This is a genomic window from Natrialba swarupiae, from assembly GCF_008245225.1.
Classification (GTDB): domain Archaea; phylum Halobacteriota; class Halobacteria; order Halobacteriales; family Natrialbaceae; genus Natrarchaeobius; species Natrarchaeobius swarupiae.
Genome location: NZ_VTAW01000072.1, coordinates 1 through 1,377 on the forward strand (window position 1 = coordinate 1; position 1,377 = coordinate 1,377).

The window sequence follows — 1,377 nt, forward strand, 5'->3', positions numbered from 1 at the left end:
AACCGAGTCGTGAATGCTGAACAGTAATTGCTGAGAAACTGTAGCCCTTCCGCCTGAGCACGTTTCGTCTCTTTCATCCTGTCAATAGACGTGTTCTACGCCGAAAAACAGCTGCTGGAACTAAACCCCGGAAGTACTGCTAGAGTCGGCACACAGATAATTCTGCCACATGACGAGACCTCAGCTGCTCATTCGAGTTGAGAGTGCTTTTCCAGATGAACCTGTCCATCGGCGGTGACGGTGACGACATACCCTTCGTACGAAAACGTAACCGAAATTTCAGCAGCGGTACACAATGCGTCGAGCGCGTCTGGATCGACAACGTCATGCAGCGGTCGCAACTCCTCGGGAGTGATCTCTTCTCGCTCTGCGACGGCCATCACGACCCCAAGGCCCACTGATTCGACGGACTCCGTAGGGACTGTACACATCGGTTATTCGTCTTCGTGATCGTCGTATCTGGCCAGTTCAGTGATTTGTACCTCCCAGTCGTAGGTCGATCCCCGCGTTCGAAACTCCCAGGCACCGCGCACGTCCACGTCAGCCTCGATGGCCTTCTCGATCGCCTCGGCGAGGATAGCCTCGAATTCGTCGTCAGTGGTAATCGAACCGTCATCGAGTTGATTACGTGTCATGGAGAGTGGGCCACGATCCTCGACCCGAAGAGAGGAGTGGTAAGCCACGACCACATCCACACCATCATGGTCACACTTCGTGCAGGGCGTTTGGTCCACCGTCCAGAAGGGACGCCACACCCATAGGCCTGCCGTTCTGCATGGTACACCATGCTATTATTTTGGCGGTGGTGCACCATGCCGCCCATATTTACCAGTCTCGAACTCCATTCTCTATCAAGGAATGGCAGTCATTGCGCATCTTCGAATCCCGGCCGAATCGTTCGAACTTGGCCGGATCCTCGAACTGGAAGAAAGCGGAACGATCGAACTTGAAGATATGGTTCCGCTGGGCGAAAAAGCCGTTCCGTTTTTCTCCGTGAGCGACATAGTTCGAGAATCCTTCGAGCAAAACGTCGAGAATCATCCGTCGGTCGAAGACATTGTCGAGGTAACGCGACACGACGGCGAACGGTTGTATTCGCTGGACTGGAACGTCGGCCGTGACGTATTCTTACAGGGGGTTGTCGATCTCCGGGGACAACTCTTGAGTGCCACTGGAACGGTCAACACGTGGGAGTTCGAGATTCGCTTTCCCACTCACGAGACACTCAGTGAGTTTCAGGAATACTGTTCAAACGCCCACATTTCCCTCGAAGTCGGACGAATTTACAACCCTGTCCGCCCTGCTCTATTGAAAATGGACGACAGCGGCGAGGCTAGGCTGTGCTTGGTAACAAGCTGAAGCCGAGGAAAGGAGATT

The 1,377-nt window shown here is 54.0% G+C and carries 3 protein-coding genes; 1 reads left to right on the plus strand and 2 read right to left on the minus strand.

Features of this window, described 5'->3' with window-relative positions:
• Positions 1-188: 188 nt before the first annotated feature.
• A complete protein-coding gene (locus tag FYC77_RS19945) occupies positions 189-431 on the minus strand; it encodes a HalOD1 output domain-containing protein (RefSeq protein ID WP_149083232.1) in 243 nt (80 codons plus the stop codon).
• A gap of 3 nt (positions 432-434) precedes the next feature.
• A complete protein-coding gene (locus FYC77_RS19950) occupies positions 435-635 on the minus strand; it encodes a hypothetical protein (protein WP_149083233.1) in 201 nt (66 codons plus the stop codon).
• 223 nt (positions 636-858) lie between these two features.
• Here FYC77_RS19950 and FYC77_RS19955 point away from each other — a divergent pair, with 223 nt between their 5' ends.
• Complete coding sequence (locus FYC77_RS19955) at positions 859-1,359, plus strand: bacterio-opsin activator domain-containing protein (RefSeq protein WP_238387052.1); 501 nt, start codon at positions 859-861, stop codon at positions 1,357-1,359.
• The last annotated feature ends 18 nt before the right edge of the window (positions 1,360-1,377 follow it).

What these genes read in the sequence shown, in the direction of transcription:
- FYC77_RS19945 (WP_149083232.1), bottom strand. Translation starts at nt 431, where the DNA reads ATGTGTACAGTCCCTACGGAGTCCGTCGAATCAGTGGGCCTTGGGGTC.
- FYC77_RS19950 (WP_149083233.1), bottom strand. Translation starts at nt 635, where the DNA reads ATGACACGTAATCAACTCGATGACGGTTCGATTACCACTGACGACGAA.
- FYC77_RS19955 (WP_238387052.1), top strand. Translation starts at nt 859, where the DNA reads ATGGCAGTCATTGCGCATCTTCGAATCCCGGCCGAATCGTTCGAACTT.